The sequence below is a fragment of the Synechococcus sp. PCC 7336 genome, assembly GCF_000332275.1.
In the GTDB taxonomy this organism is placed as follows: domain Bacteria; phylum Cyanobacteriota; class Cyanobacteriia; order Thermostichales; family PCC-7336; genus PCC-7336.
Window position 1 is genome coordinate 4,071,275 of the sequence record NZ_CM001776.1, and the last position, 13,640, is coordinate 4,084,914.

Consider the following 13,640-nt stretch of genomic DNA (forward strand, 5'->3'; position numbering starts at 1 on the left):
TTATGTATCGTCAAGTTTTGCTTGCGCTAACTTGCTGCCGCCTCAGTCTCTGGCACGTCGGACTTCACAATTAGGGCAATCTCAGCCAAATCTTTACCGGGCTGGGTCAGCTCTACATCGACATCGCGACCAAAAAAAGTCTTCATCTTTTTCTCGTAACTCTCTTCCCACTTTTCAAACGGCAGTCGCGAAGTCTCGAACCGCAACACCAACGTATATTTTCCATCTCGCAACTGCTCTCCATAGGTCTGAATGCGCGGCAACTCTGCATCCGTGCGACCTTTCAGTTTTAATGCTTCCAAAGCAGTGTCGAGGTGGGCATCTGCCCCGTAGTTGTACTTGGTGATATCGGTAATAATCTGCTGCTGAATCTCGGTGGACTGCTGCGATCGCGCTTGCTCGATCTCTGGCGTCACGGGGGACATCAGCGGTACCGGCTTTAACTCCACTGCCTTCATCACCAATCCCCCTAACAACAGCGGAATCCCCGCTGAAAATCCAATCAAGTTGAGAGTTGGGGTATTGTACTCAATTAACCCCCACACCAGCAGGATCGCGCCCGCGATCGTGGGCAACGTGCTGAGGGCAAATGGAAGACGCTCGAACATAGGGTTTGACGGAGCTCGATGATGGGACAATCGTCAGTCAATCCTTAACTGAGGAGGATAGAGACTGTTTCAATAGTAAAGGATTGTTAAGAACCCGCCAAATACCAATCCCTCTACTTCGGAGTTGAGGAACTCAACTCCGAATGTCTCAAACCCGAAGGCCGCAACCCCCTCAGAGTCGCGGCCTTCTAAAACAAGAGATTTATAACGTGCTACTAAATTGCGTGCAAAATATCGCGATCGCCACCTATCTCGAACCTTCGCCAGACCCTCAGTTCTGAAGGCAGTTCCAGGCTATCTTTCAGGGCTTAGAACCACTGTCGAGAAGCAGATTTTTCAGAGGCGGCCTGAACTTCGTGCAGTAGTCCCAGACGATTGCTGTCGACAGCATCGGCATTGAGACGGGGAACTAAATTTCTGGCCTGCAGGGCCATGTGCAATTGCATATCGGCAACATAACCGTCCAGCGGATCTTCGAGCTGAACTGGAGTCTTAGTGGAGAAGTCAGAGGAGGATGCTAACAACGGATATCTCCTTTAAGAAATTGGGCGGATGAATCGTGCCAGTGATACGCTACCACAGCGATCTGGTGCTCTACATCGCAGCCCCGCAGGCCGTAACGAACCGTTAAACAGGATTACATGTCTTCATATTTCTCCTGAAAAGGGACGTTTGAGTCGATCGCGCATTTTGTTGTGAAGCATATTCAAGAGGCGATCGTGCCCACCCCCATCGATATTTTGCCCCTCGAGAGTTTGGAATTTGTCCCCTATATCGACGACAGCGGTTACTTACCCGATCGCTATCGCAGCAAAGTCGGCGTCTACGCCATCTTCGATCGCGATCGCACCCTGCATTACATTGGCTATTCCCGCGATATAGCCCTCAGCCTCAAGCTGCACCTCATCCGTCAGCCCCATTTGTGCCATTGGGTGAAAGCCCAAACCATCGAGCGTCCCAGTCGCACCGCGCTAGAGCAGATTTGTGCTGCTTGGATCGAGCAAAACGGCCGCATCCCCGCTGGCAATGCCAGCAAGCCGTCTGCGTGGGATAACCCGATTGATGTGAAGCCGATGATGGCGGCGGAGGAACTGGCTAGCTATGCCGATCCGGCGATCGACGATCGCGCCCGCACTAAAGTGCTCAAGCAAGTTGCCCGCCGCGTCGAAGCTGAGATTCTGGCAATTCTAGCCGAACGCAATTTGCAGGAGCCGCTGCGGTTTCATCCCAAATTGAAAGATAAGGGCCTACTGGACTTGCAAACCTAATGCCTGTAAATCACTCTGGGGCCGCGATCGCCTCATCCACTCAAGGGTTTATCACCTGAGTTCGATAGCTCTGCATTGCCCTCACCCCCGGTCCCTCTCCCGAGGGAGAGGGGAGAAACAGCCGCCAAGCTTGGCTGGATTTTGTTCCTCTAGCCCCAAAGTTATGGTTGATGCCGCCCTTAGCGGGGGCGTAGGGGTAGGGGACACCCTTTGGTCGAACTGAGGTTTTATCGGGCTTTGTATCGTGGGGATACAAGCTCTACCGAGATTTAGGGTAGGATATTGCAAGTCCTGAGGTGTTGGTGACTGCCAATATGTTTTTTGATCTGTAATCTTCGATATTGAGGGTCGGGAGACAAGCGAACGAGCAGTAAGCCTGGGTGCGATTCTTCGCGTAATAGCCAGGACACTATCAGACGCTGCCGAGACTCTTCCCTGGCAATCAGGGGTCGAAACCTGAGGTAAGACGGCACTGCGGGACTAACCAGCTTTAAACAACTCAATATCCCCTTCGAAAGCTCCCAAATCGGGAGCTTTTTTGGTGCGGCCGAAATTCGATCTGGGATCGCGGGCGATCTCCCCCTCCTGAAAAAGCATTCAAACCTATACCAGAAAAGCAATTGACTAATCCCGACTAAAAAAGTCTGGATTGCTTGACAGATTTTTGCCAGGATGATACTTTACTGCAAGATTGCTGTGTAGCCGAGTTGCCCGAGTTTTAGCCATGACCCAAGCCATCTCCCCCCTCACTGAAGTCGCCACTGCGGTGCGATCTAAAATCAGTCACCTGCAGTGCAAAGAATGCGGCGAACGCCACGAGGCCACAGCCCAACATGTCTGCGAGTTCTGTTTTGGGCCACTCGAGGTGGTCTACGACTACGATCGCATCGCGCAGTCCGTCTCCCGCCAAACCATCGAGAGCGGCCCCAATTCCATTTGGCGCTACCGCCAATTTCTCCCCGTCGAATCCGAACATCCCATTGACGTAGGCACCGGCATGACCCCGCTAGTGCGCGCCGATCGCTTGGGGCGGCGCTTGGGGCTCCACAATCTCTACATCAAAAACGATGCCGTTAATATGCCCTCCTTGAGCTTCAAGGATCGGGTGGTGTCTGTGGCGCTGACCCGTGCGAAGGAACTCGGCTTTAGTACGGTCTCTTGCGCCAGCACCGGCAACTTGGCCAACTCCACCGCAGCGATCGCCGCCCATGCCGGTTTGGAATGCTACATCTTTATTCCCTCCGACCTCGAATCGGGCAAGGTCTTGGGCTCTCTGATTTATAACCCCACCGTGATGGCAGTGGAGGGCAATTACGACCAGGTGAATCGCCTTTGCTCCGAAGTGGCCAACACCTACGGTTGGGGCTTCGTCAACATCAATCTGCGGCCCTACTACTCGGAAGGATCTAAGACGCTCGGGTTTGAAGTGGCCGAGCAACTGGGCTGGCAGCTCCCCGACCACGTGGTGACCCCTCTGGCTTCCGGCTCCATGTACAACAAGGTCTACAAAGGCTTCCAAGAATTCGTCAAAACGGGTCTAGTGGAAGCCAAAGACGTGCGTATGAGTGGAGCGCAGGCTGAGGGATGCTCCCCCATTGCCCAGGCGTTTGCTGAAGGGCGCGATTTTGTCACTCCGGTGAAGCCCAATACGATCGCCAAGTCGATCGCGATCGGCAATCCCGCTGACGGCATCTACGCACTCGATTTGGCCCGCAAGACCAACGGTCATATCGACACCGCCACCGACCCCGAAATTATTGACGGTATCAAGCTGCTGGCGGAAACCGAAGGCATCTTCACCGAGACGGCAGGCGGTACCACTATTGCCGTGCTCAAAAAGCTGGCAGAATCGGGGCGCATCGCTCCCGACGAAGTCACCGTCGCCTACATCACCGGCAACGGCCTCAAAACCCAGGAGGCCGTGCAGTCCCATGTGGGCCACCCGCTGACAATTCCTCCCAAGCTGGACAGCTTCGAGCAGGCGCTAGAGCGCGCCCGCACCTTAGAGCGTCTGGACTGGCAAGAGGTCAGCGTATAACCTCAACTGAACCGGCTCGATGGCCAGTGGGATGGACTGGGCCGCTGGCTCTTCGCTTCGATGCCGCAGTCTCTACCCCTTTGAGTCGGTTCGGGATTGACTGGATATACTGTACTTCTGACAAAACTCATTTACGCTGAAATCTAAAGATGGCTGTTAAGGTTCTAATCCCCACCCCCTTGCAAAAGCTGACCCAAAACCAAGCAGTCATTGACTGCGAGGGCAGCACGATTACCGAACTGCTGGATTCGCTCGAATCTAACTGTCCCGGCATTAAAAATCGCCTCTGCGACGACTCTGGAACGCTGCGTCGGTTTGTCAACTTTTACGTCAATAACGAAGATATTCGCTTCTTGGATGGGGCCGCAACTCCCCTCAAGGAAGGGGACGAGGTCAGTATTATTCCGGCGATCGCTGGAGGTGTGTAGTTCGCCACCGCCCGATCGGGCAAGTTATGCTTAGTTGATAGCATGCGCGGGTGTTGCGGCTGGCGATCGCGGTATAGCTGTTCGAGATAGATGCCGCGCACGTCCCCAGTCAGCATACGAGCCTAGAGGAATTCAGGTTATGGCTAAAGCTCCGGTCACTGAAGAGGCAACCTCGGTTGAAGCAGAACTTGCCAGTCGCTTAGGCGAGGAGGGATTGGTTACAGAGCGTCGCCCTTGGGGCACCTACACGGTTTTGGAAGAAAGTCCGAACTATAAAATTAAGCGCATCGTGGTAGACCCCAAGCACCGCCTCAGCTTGCAGATGCACTACCATCGCAGCGAGCACTGGATCGTGGTTTCCGGCACTGCCAAAGTGACCTGTGGCGATCGCGAGACGGTCTTATCCCACAACCAATCAACCTTTGTGCCCCCCTGCACCAAGCACCGCTTGGAAAACCCCGGCGTGATTCCGCTGGTGATTATTGAGGTGCAAAACGGTCAATATTTAGGCGAAGACGACATCGTTCGCTTTAGTGACGATTACTCCCGCGCGCCCCAAACGTAACGGGCCGCCGCGAGGATGCATGGTTTCGTTACCGCCCTCACCCCCAACCCCTCTCCCAAGTTTGGGAGAGGGGAGCAACAGCCAGGAAACTCTACGATTGAACTCCCGTTGTTTGGAGGTGGTGACAGATTCTGCTGCGATTCGCTTGTAGGCTTAGGGTGATCGGCGGAGTGCTCGTTCGCGTTCCTGATTCTCTGTAGGTGTGGCTGGGGCTCGACAAGTTTGGCAGGACAACAACAGATTGAAAACCGCCTGCTCCCCGTGGAGTGGAGCGGTACTGGAATTGCGATTCTATCGATCGCCGGATTGACTGCAGTGTTGTGGCAACTGCAGCCCGCCGCGCTCGTTCCTTTCTGGCTGACAGCGATCCTCGCAGCATTGCTGGGCATTGCAGCAGTGCCGATGTTGCGCTGGCTGAAAGCGGGACAAATCGTTCGTGCCGAAGGGCCGCAGGCTCATTTGAAAAAAGGCGGCACTCCAACGATGGGGGGCTTGTATTTTGTGCCTGTCGGGCTGGTTGTTGGGTTGATTTGGACGCAGGCTACGCCCGCCGCGATCGCGATCGCGCTGGTGGCATTAGCGTTTGGAGCCATTGGCTTTTTTGACGATTGGCTGGTGATTCGCGAGAAATCGAATCGAGGCATTTCGCCGAAGCTCAAATTAGGCTGGCAAATTGCCGTGGCGATCGCAGCCTGTATTGGCTTTTGGATGGTGGGATTAGTCCAGACAGCGGTGGCGCTGCCCTTAGCGGTCAGTTTGCCGCTGGGTTTGGCATTCTGGCCGGTGGCGGTTTTCGCCCTCATTGGCACGAACAATGCCGTGAATTTGACTGATGGCTTAGATGGATTGGCTGCTAGCACTGTGGCGATCGCGTTAGTGGCGCTGGCCTGCATCGTGCCTCAAGCGGATGTGGCCCTGATGGCGATCGCGTTAGCCGGAAGTTGCTTGGGATTTTTGGCCCACAACCGCAATCCGGCCAAGGTGTTTATGGGGGATACGGGCTCGCTGGCCTTGGGGGGAGCTCTAGCGGCGATCGCGTTAATCGGCAATTGCCTGTGGGCGCTGGCCCTAGCGGGGGGAGTGTTTGTGGCCGAGGCGCTATCGGTGATGGCGCAGGTGGGCTATTTCAAGTACACCAAACGCAAGTATGGCGAAGGCCAACGGCTGTTGCGCATGTCGCCGCTGCACCACCATCTCGAATTGGGGGGGTGGTCAGAGACTACAGTAGTGGCAGTGCTCTGTTTGGCAGGCGCAGTTTTGGGCGTTGCGGTATATCTGCTGAATGGGGTTTAACCCTCTTACAGGGAGAACGCGCATGACCTCCAAACTCAGTACCCCCTTAGTCTGGGCAATTCGCGGCTATCAAAAGGGCCTCTCTCCCCTCTTGCCCGCCAGTTGCCGGTTTTGGCCCACCTGTTCCCAATACGCGCTCGAATCGATTCAAAAGTTTGGAGCTTTAAAAGGCAGCTATCTCGGTTTGCGTCGCATCTGTCGCTGCCATCCCTGGCATCCGGGCGGCGTCGATCCCGTGCCCGATAGTTGGGCAGAGGCAATGGGTCGGCCCCCCAGCGATCGCCTCAACTCCAAGCCGTCCGAGTCTGTTGAAGTGGAATAAATGCGGGTATGGGCTCTAAAACCGTTGTGGTCAAAATCGGAACTTCCAGTCTGACCGACAGCCAAACGGGCGATCTGCGGTTGTCGGCCATTGGCCCGCTGGTGGAAACCCTCACCCAGCTGCGGCGAGACGGCTGGCGGGCGATATTGGTGTCTTCGGGGGCTGTGGGGGTGGGCTGTGCGCGCTTGGGAATCGAGCAGCGACCGACGACGATCGCCGAAAAGCAAGCGATCGCGGCTGTAGGTCAAGGACGCTTGATGCGGCTGTACGACGACCTATTTTCCTCTTTGAATCAACCCATTGCCCAGGTGTTGCTGACCCGAGCGGATTTGGTCCATCGCGATCGCTATCTCAACGCCCAACGGACCTTCGCCCAACTGCTGGATATGAAGGTGATTCCAGTGGTGAACGAAAACGACACAGTGGCGGTGGAGGAGTTGCAGTTTGGGGATAATGACACCCTCTCGGCGCTGGTGGCGGGGATTGTGGAGGCGGACTGGCTGATTTTGCTGACGGATGTCGATCGCCTCTATTCTGCCGATCCCCGTCTCGATCCGAATGCGCAGCCGATTGTGCGGGTGGAGAAGGGCAAGCCGTTGCTCGTGCGGGCGGGGGAGCGAGGGGCGAGTGGTTGGGGTACGGGGGGGATGGCTACCAAGCTTTCTGCTGCCCAGATTGCCACGTCGATGGGGATAACAATGGCGATCGCCAGCGGCACTCAACCCCAAAAAATTCCCGACATTTTAGCGGGGGAACCGATTGGGACTCGCTTCGACCCCGATCCGCAGCCGTCGCGGGCTCGCAAGCGCTGGATTGCGTTTGTGCTGCAACCGCAGGGGTCGATTGGGCTAGATGCTGGGGCAGTGAGAGCCGTGTACGAACAGGGGCGATCGCTGCTGCCTGCTGGCGTGGTGTCGGTGGACGGCAATTTTGAGGTGGGGGCCGCGATTAGTTTGCGCGATCCGCAGGGACGCGAGATTGCACGGGGATTGAGCAATTACAGCGCGGTTGAACTCCAGCGGATTCGAGGCAAGCGGTCGAGCGAAATCGAGCAGATCTTGGGTTACAACGGCGAAGATACAGTGGTGCATCGCGACAATCTGATGCTGTTGGAATTGGAATCGTTAGCTGGATGAGGGGTCAGGTATGGCGCGATCGCTGATTGTTGACTGCGATCCGGGGGTGGACGACGCGATCGCCATTTTGCTGACTTTGGCTTCCCCAGAGGAACTGCACCTGCTCGGCATCACCACAGTGGCGGGCAATGTTCCCCTAGCACTCACCCAAACCAACGCCCGCAAAATCTGCGAATTAGCCGGACGCCCCGATATCCCCGTCTTTGCAGGCTGTCCGCGACCGCTGCTGAGACCCCTAGAAACGGCCAGAGAGGTTCACGGCAGAACAGGTCTGGATGGGGCCGCACTGCCAGCCCCCACGATGCCCTTGCAATCGCAACATGCGGTGGCTTTTCTGATTGAGGCGATCTCCAATTCTCCCGAACCCATAACGATTGCCGCTGTCGGCCCGCTCACCAATCTAGCCGTCGCCTTCATTCAAGCTCCCCAGATTGTCGAGAATATTGCCGAGATTGCCATCATGGGCGGCGCCATTTCCCAGGGTAACGTCACCCCTTCGGCAGAATTCAATTTCTATGTCGATCCCCATGCTGCCGATGTCGTGCTGAAGTCGGGGGCAAAAATCGCCCTCTTTACCCTCGATTTGACCCACCAGCTCGTGACCGCCCCCGCTCGCCTGCAAGCCATTCGGGCAATTGACAGCCCCGCAGCGATCGCCGCTGCCGATATGTTGGAGTTTTACGGTCGCTTCAGCATGAAGCGATACGGTACGGCTGGAGGCTTTTTGCACGATCCCTGTCCGATCGCCTATCTGATTCAGCCGCAGTTATTTGAGGGGCGATCGCTGTCGGTTGAGCTGGAAACCCTCAGTGACATTACGCGCGGGCGCGCGATTGTGGATTTGTGGGGTGTCACCGGTCGGGATGCGAATGCGGTAGTGATGGAACGGGCTGATGCGGACGGGATTTACGGATTATTGTGCGATCGCCTGCGCCGACTTTGAGGGGCGATCGCGCTATGCAGATGGGGGCAGAATTTGACGCGACCGGTCAATATCGCTATACCCTCTGGCGGGAATGGGACGGTAGTCAGCCTCGGGTGGGGTTTGTCATGCTCAATCCCAGCACGGCGGATGCAACCGCAGACGACCCAACCATTCGGCGCTGTATGGGCTTTGCCCGACGGTGGGGGTGTGGCTCGGTGGAGGTGGTGAATTTGTTTGCCTATCGAGCGACTCGTCCCCAACTGTTGCAACAGGCGATCGAGCCGGTTGGGTTGGATAACGATCGCCAGATTCTTGCGGCCAGTCGGCGGGTCAGTTGGCTCGTGCTGGCTTGGGGAAATTTTGGCAGTTGGTTGGGACGCGATCGCGCTGTTGTCGCGCTGCTCAACTCTGTCAATTGTTACTGTTTGGGCCTCAATCGCACGGGCTCTCCCAAACACCCTCTCTATCTGCCCAATCGGACTCAACTAATTTCCTTCCATTCACTTCTTTGACGCGAAAGAGTATCCATCAAAAGGACGATCGACTCGATAATTTGTAACAAGAACTCAGAAGGTTTTAAATAGAGATAATATCCATACCTCGCAATAAGAATATGAATTTAGATAAACCTATGGAGAAGTTCTGTATCGACTTTGGGTTGAATCTCGAATGTTCTAAAAATTGCAATGTTATAGTGTATCTAGCCTCAGTCAGGTCAATGTTATTCAGCCATGGATTGCTTGTTTGACAGCGCGAGGAGTGTCAGGCATATCCAACAGCTAGAAGGTATGTTTTAGAGGTTCAATTTTAACATTTTGGAACTCGAGCGTATCGCTCGCAGTCAGGCGGATGGAGAGAGTTCTCAATCGGCTTTATGCGAGGAGTGTTTTTTGTGTGAGGCTTGCCAAGCGGAGTGTTATAGAGGGCAATCGAGAGTGTTATAGAGAGCAATCATTCTAGTGGCTAGTGCCGAGATACTAAGATTGCCAATCGATTTTTCACTCGATTAACTATCTCTACAAGATTTCAGTAGAGAGCGAGAGTTTGTATTATCAACTCTTGAAAGCAATGCCTATCCTGCAAATATTGACTGATATTTAGGGAGAGATTTCATGAAAGTCAGAAAAATTTTATTGGGTTCTGCAGTCGGCTGTTTGACGCTAGCGATGTCAACTGCTGGGGCATTGGCTCAAGCAACCCCATTGGAAGTGCAACTAGAATCAACTGGCTCCATTAGTAGCCCCTCAATTCGGTTTGTGGAAGCCCGCGAGAATGCCTTCAAGGATGCCATTCGTCGCAATAACGTACCGGTGGCCACCATTTTTGATGATTCGAACGCAACCACAAGGCAGGCAATGGGCTTTTCCAATCGCTTACATTCAGTTGGCATTGGTGCAAATAGCCAAGTGGCCCGTGCTTTGTGTGCGATTGAAAGAACGGAAGTCCCCACTCGACAGGAAGACTTGAAGATGGTTCATTTCCATCTCGACAAAGTGGCTGGTTTATTAGCTGAAATGGATGGCAACGGGCAAGCCGTCTCCGATGCCGTTCGAGATACCTGGAGCCGCGATCGCGATGCCATGTATCAAGGCATGCATGCTTCGATGGAAACCACCAATTGTGTGCCCACAACCGTCAATGCCGCAATTGACGAGTCTGAAGCTGCCCGTTTGGCCATTGCTTACACTGCGCGTGAAGAGTAAGGAGCTGGCAACGATAACCGTTTGAATTCAATACAAGGAGGTTGACGATGCGCCTGGGTTTAATGGTGGCCTTAGCCACTGCTGCGCTCTGGATGCCCTTGGCCAGCTCTGCTGGTGCCAGCGGCGCCCACGGTCCGACCACGATTGTGAAACGTCAAAGCGACGGCACTCACAGGGTCACCCGAGTCGAAAATCGGGACACCTATTGGGCTTTTGGGAGCGATCGGTGGAATGGATACATCCAGCGTCCTCTGACTGAGCTAGAGACCTATCAGCACGTCGATTGGAGCGGCTCGCGCTAGAGTTTTCGCTGTCATTGGCGATCGTACTGGGGGGTACGCATAAAACAGCGGCACCGCAACCTGAATTGTAATGCCGCTGTTTTGTCGTGCCTGTGACTCCAGCCGCTTTTTTGGAACGGTGTTCTCGTGCTTCGCGATCGCTTTGCTCAAAAAAGTGGCACACCCAGACTGAGTGCGCCACAAGACTGTAAATAGGAATGGTTCAACTTCCAAAGTTCGAGGAGGCGTCTCAGCCGCTGTTAACTTCGGCTAGGATGCGCTCTTTGAGCTTGTCAGGAACCTCCTGCAAGCGATCGTACTTCCTACTGAAGGTTGCGACACCTAAAGTTTGCGATCGCAACTCGACAATTAAAGTTTGCATCTCCGCCTCCGGCATGTAGGCAGACACCACATCCCAGCCTGTCCAACCCGTCCTGGGGTTATAGCCCAAAATTTGCCCCCGCCGCCCGCTGATAATGCCGAGCACATTGGAGGTGAATTCAGAGGGAACGGAAACCTCGATCTCGTCGATCGGCTCCAATAATTGCGGATCGCACTCGGGCATACCCGCTTGCATGGCCAGCCGAGCCGCCTGTTTAAACGCCTGCTCGGAACTATCCACACTGTGGTAACTGCCATCCTTGAGGGTCACCGCCACATCCACCACCGGGAACCCCAACGGTCCGTGCTGCAGATATTCCCTCACCCCCGATTCCACACCGGGAATGTATTGCTTGGGTACGGCCCCTCCGACGATTTTCTGGTCGAAGGCATTACCTTTCCCCCGGGGCAATGGCTGAATATCGACATAAACGTCGCCGAACTGACCGTGACCGCCCGATTGGCGCTTGTAGCGACCGTGAACTGACTCGCGGGGCTTGCGAATGGTCTCGCGGTAGGACACGTGGGGCATGTGGGTGTCCATTGGCAAGTTGAATTTGGTTCTGAGGCGATCGAGGGCAATTTGCAGGTGAATGTTGCCCTGCCCCCACAACATCACTTCGTGGGTGTCGCCGTGGTGTTCCCAATGGAGGGATGGATCTTCTTCCACCAATTTGGTCAAGGCTCCGCTGAGTTTGACCTCGTCTTTGCGGTTTTCGGGGGCGATCGCCAGCGCAAACACCGGCTCTAGCCTGTCCGCCTGCAGTAACTCATCATCCACCTCGATGGTCGAGAGCACGTCCCCCGTTGCCGCAGTATCCAAGCGACTCAAGGCCACAATCGTCCCTGCTGCTGCCTGTTGCAAGCTCCGCTGCTGCTGACCCATCAGTTGGTACAGGCCACCGGCACGAGAGCCATTCAAGACGGAATTCTCCCGCAACGTTCCCTGCCAGACCCGCACGAGAGAGAGCTTGCCCCCTTGTTGGGTGTAGTAGGTTTTGAGCACCTGTACGAGCGGTTCGCCAGACTCGGTCCCCTTCAGACCCCGCCGTTCGGCAGCCACACTGGGTTCGGGAGCTTCGCGCACGAGGGCGTCGAGCAGCGGACGGGTGCCGAAGCCAGTCCGGGAGATACCAATGAAAACGGGAACGATCGCGTCTTCGCCTAGCTCCTGCTTGAGATCCTGTTCGATTTCCGCTTGCGGAGGGTCGATATCTTCCAGCAATTCCTCCATTAAGCGATCGTCAAAATCCGCCAGTGTTTCCAACATTTCCTGACGGGCCTCTCGTTCTTCGGCCTTTAACTCGTCGGGCAGCGGTACGGGGTCGGCGGGCGCACCGCTGTGATAGTGGTAAGCTTGCTCGTCGACCAAGTCGATAAAGCCGACGACGTCATTCCCTTGCCGGATGGGGTATTGCTGCGGAATGACAGGGCGGCGGGAAACAGATTTGAGTGCCTTCAGCATCCCGACATAGGTGCCGCGAATGCGATCCATTTTGTTAATCAGGACGAGGTGGGGAATTTCCCAGTCATCCAAAAATTGGAATAGGAGGGCGAGGGTGACGGCTTTGTGTTCGGTGGAGGTGGAGATGAGCTGATCGGGCTCGCACACCACGATCGCCAAATCTACGCCCACGAGAGCATTGTAGGTTTCTTGGCCCAGTTCTATCGAGCCGGGACAATCGAGGAAATTAAACAAAATGTCGCCATACTCAGCGCTGGCGACATTGACTTCGGTGCTCATTTGGCGATTGCGGGCTTCGGGGGTTCCATCTCCGACCGTATTTCCCTGGGTGACGGCACCTTTGCGGGTAATGGTTCCAGTTACGGACAATAGGCTTTCTAAAACCGTTGTTTTTCCACTGGAGTACGGACCCACGATGGCAATGTTTCGTGAGTCCGATAGCCTTCTACCGTTCATATAAACCTCTCTTGCACGGAGTTAGCGTGCATTGTTTCGCTGCAGCCGCTCTGCGCGATCGCGTCAGTTAAGATATTCGATTCCTCCGCCCAGATTGCTCCAAACGGATTGAAACGCAATTGAGGTGGCGCGAAGCTTGCAAAGCAGCCTATTTGAGTGGCTGCATTAACCTCACATTAACCCTAGCTTTCCGGGGCAGCCGATTTTGTTTGGATTTTTTATGGCTTTGAGACAAGTACGATGCGAAATGTGAATTTAGTTCACACCCCTGCAATCTAGGATTGCCAAGTCGGGCGATCGCGATACGGAGAACCGGTGCCTGCCATGCAGAGAAAAGGCTGCGACAGATGCCGCAGCCATACCACTTCACAGAGAGGAAACCCAATTTTGGAGGCGATTCCGTCGCTAGTCGCGATAGCGCTGCGCTAGCCAAAGCCGCAACGACTCTTCAGAACTAAACAGGTGTCGAGAACCGGTGACGGGATCGTAGGCAAAGTAGGTAAGGGTGCCATCTGGGCCGCAAATTTGACGAATGCGGGGCTCGTGCAAGGGGGCGAGAGCAGTCGCGGCCTGTTTCCAAATGGGAGTGAGAATGGAGGTCAATCGGGGCATTTCCTGCCATACAGACTCGGACTTAGTGTAGGCTCGCTCTAGCTTGTCTCGCTCGGGAAAGGGGAGACGACTCGTCATCACTGACCTCCTAGTGATTGAGGACGGAGGGGTTATCAACCCCTAGCTATACGGTATCGAGATGGATCTTGACAATCAAAA

The 13,640-nt window shown here is 55.0% G+C and carries 16 protein-coding genes and 1 other RNA gene; 13 read left to right on the forward strand and 4 right to left on the reverse strand.

Annotation, left to right across the window (positions count from 1 at the left end):
* Positions 1-26: 26 nt before the first annotated feature.
* Positions 27-608, reverse strand: coding sequence for a DUF2854 domain-containing protein (locus SYN7336_RS19245; protein ID WP_017327571.1), 582 nt, complete (start codon positions 606-608; stop codon positions 27-29).
* A gap of 143 nt (positions 609-751) precedes the next feature.
* Here SYN7336_RS19245 and SYN7336_RS31570 point away from each other — a divergent pair, with 143 nt between their 5' ends.
* Positions 752-889, forward strand: coding sequence for a hypothetical protein (locus tag SYN7336_RS31570; RefSeq protein ID WP_162139124.1), 138 nt, complete (start codon positions 752-754; stop codon positions 887-889).
* A 27-nt stretch (positions 890-916) separates the two neighbouring features.
* Here SYN7336_RS31570 and SYN7336_RS19250 read toward each other — a convergent pair whose 3' ends face one another.
* A complete protein-coding gene (locus tag SYN7336_RS19250; RefSeq protein ID WP_017327572.1) occupies positions 917-1,132 on the reverse strand; it encodes a hypothetical protein in 216 nt (71 codons plus the stop codon).
* 171 nt (positions 1,133-1,303) lie between these two features.
* Here SYN7336_RS19250 and SYN7336_RS19255 point away from each other — a divergent pair, with 171 nt between their 5' ends.
* From SYN7336_RS19255 to SYN7336_RS19310, 12 genes are all read left to right on the forward strand, one after another.
* Positions 1,304-1,876 carry a GIY-YIG nuclease family protein gene (locus SYN7336_RS19255; protein WP_017327573.1) on the forward strand — a complete coding sequence of 191 codons (573 nt, stop codon included), beginning with the start codon at positions 1,304-1,306 and terminating at the stop codon, positions 1,874-1,876.
* Positions 1,877-2,161: 285 nt separating this feature from the next.
* Positions 2,162-2,361, forward strand: a non-coding RNA gene (gene ssrS / locus SYN7336_RS29190) — 6S RNA.
* A gap of 239 nt (positions 2,362-2,600) precedes the next feature.
* A complete protein-coding gene (gene thrC, locus SYN7336_RS19265) occupies positions 2,601-3,914 on the forward strand; it encodes a threonine synthase (protein ID WP_017327575.1) in 1,314 nt (437 codons plus the stop codon).
* Positions 3,915-4,063: 149 nt separating this feature from the next.
* The gene (locus SYN7336_RS19270) at positions 4,064-4,342 is read left to right on the forward strand and encodes a MoaD/ThiS family protein (protein ID WP_017327576.1); all 279 of its coding nucleotides are present in this window, start codon (positions 4,064-4,066) and stop codon (positions 4,340-4,342) included.
* A gap of 139 nt (positions 4,343-4,481) precedes the next feature.
* A complete protein-coding gene (locus SYN7336_RS19275) occupies positions 4,482-4,907 on the forward strand; it encodes a phosphomannose isomerase type II C-terminal cupin domain (protein ID WP_017327577.1) in 426 nt (141 codons plus the stop codon).
* 222 nt (positions 4,908-5,129) lie between these two features.
* Entirely contained in the window at positions 5,130-6,200 is a 1,071-nt protein-coding gene (gene mraY, locus SYN7336_RS19280; RefSeq protein ID WP_017327578.1) for a phospho-N-acetylmuramoyl-pentapeptide-transferase, read from the forward strand.
* A gap of 22 nt (positions 6,201-6,222) precedes the next feature.
* Positions 6,223-6,522: a membrane protein insertion efficiency factor YidD gene (gene yidD / locus SYN7336_RS19285; protein WP_017327579.1), complete on the forward strand. Its 300-nt coding sequence runs from the start codon at positions 6,223-6,225 to the stop codon at positions 6,520-6,522.
* An 8-nt stretch (positions 6,523-6,530) separates the two neighbouring features.
* Positions 6,531-7,658, forward strand: coding sequence for a glutamate 5-kinase (proB, locus tag SYN7336_RS19290; RefSeq protein WP_017327580.1), 1,128 nt, complete (start codon positions 6,531-6,533; stop codon positions 7,656-7,658).
* Positions 7,659-7,668: 10 nt separating this feature from the next.
* On the forward strand, positions 7,669-8,601 hold the full coding sequence (locus tag SYN7336_RS19295; protein ID WP_017327581.1) for a nucleoside hydrolase: 933 nt from the start codon (positions 7,669-7,671) through the stop codon (positions 8,599-8,601).
* Positions 8,577-9,095 carry a DUF1643 domain-containing protein gene (locus SYN7336_RS26830; protein WP_227498543.1) on the forward strand — a complete coding sequence of 173 codons (519 nt, stop codon included), beginning with the start codon at positions 8,577-8,579 and terminating at the stop codon, positions 9,093-9,095. The genes SYN7336_RS19295 and SYN7336_RS26830 overlap by 25 nt, the downstream gene beginning before the upstream one ends.
* Before the next feature lie 600 nt (positions 9,096-9,695).
* Positions 9,696-10,286: a hypothetical protein gene (locus tag SYN7336_RS19305; protein ID WP_017327583.1), complete on the forward strand. Its 591-nt coding sequence runs from the start codon at positions 9,696-9,698 to the stop codon at positions 10,284-10,286.
* A gap of 47 nt (positions 10,287-10,333) precedes the next feature.
* Positions 10,334-10,588, forward strand: a complete 255-nt coding sequence (locus tag SYN7336_RS19310) for a hypothetical protein (RefSeq protein ID WP_017327584.1) — start codon at positions 10,334-10,336, stop codon at positions 10,586-10,588.
* Positions 10,589-10,817: 229 nt separating this feature from the next.
* Here SYN7336_RS19310 and SYN7336_RS19315 read toward each other — a convergent pair whose 3' ends face one another.
* Together SYN7336_RS19315 and SYN7336_RS19320 are read right to left on the reverse strand one after the other, a co-directional pair.
* Positions 10,818-12,869: an elongation factor G gene (locus tag SYN7336_RS19315; protein WP_026101156.1), complete on the reverse strand. Its 2,052-nt coding sequence runs from the start codon at positions 12,867-12,869 to the stop codon at positions 10,818-10,820.
* Between the two features lie 405 nt (positions 12,870-13,274).
* Positions 13,275-13,559 carry a hypothetical protein gene (locus SYN7336_RS19320; protein ID WP_017327586.1) on the reverse strand — a complete coding sequence of 95 codons (285 nt, stop codon included), beginning with the start codon at positions 13,557-13,559 and terminating at the stop codon, positions 13,275-13,277.
* Positions 13,560-13,640: the final 81 nt, after the last annotated feature.